The organism is Pseudomonas juntendi (assembly GCF_009932375.1).
In the GTDB taxonomy this organism is placed as follows: Bacteria; Pseudomonadota; Gammaproteobacteria; order Pseudomonadales; family Pseudomonadaceae; genus Aquipseudomonas; species Aquipseudomonas juntendi.
Window position 1 is genome coordinate 1 of the sequence record NZ_BLJG01000537.1, and the last position, 540, is coordinate 540.

Consider the following 540-nt stretch of genomic DNA (forward strand, 5'->3'; position numbering starts at 1 on the left):
CGGCAAAGGCCGGCACCAGCTCGCCTGCGATCGTGTTGCCAATATCGGTGAATACGAGATTCAACTCGCTGGTCGCCTTGGTCAGGCGAGCAGCATCCTCCACCTGTTTGCCAGTCATGATGCCGAGCTTGCCCAAAGGGTCAGCCAGTTTTTCAACCTCTTCTCGGCCCTTGATCAAGATCCGTATTTCGTCATCGCTAAAACCCATTGCCTGGGCAGCAAGGCGCTTTTGAAGAGGCGGAAGCTTTTCCAGTCCTTCAGCTATGTTGGCAAGCGCCTCGGATGTGCTCTGGGCCTTGTTCGGATTGATTACTAAATCAGGATCAAAACCGTATTTGGCGGCCTCTGCGGCCCACTCGATTTTCCCTGTCAGGGGCGACTTCATCAGATCCTGAATTTTCTGATAGGTACCCATGGCATCGGATGCGCTTCCACCCATGGCGGTGAACGCCTGACCTAGGGCCTGGACGTTCTGGGTGCTCAGGCCGGTCAGTTTCTGGAATTTATCCAGCTCGGTGCCAGCGTTCTTGAAGTCGCCCA

The 540-nt window shown here is 55.2% G+C and carries 1 protein-coding gene; it reads right to left on the reverse strand.

Annotation, left to right across the window (positions count from 1 at the left end; translation table 11 throughout):
- A partial coding sequence (locus GYA94_RS27125; RefSeq protein ID WP_161893497.1) for a hypothetical protein occupies positions 1-540 on the reverse strand: 540 nt, incomplete at both ends.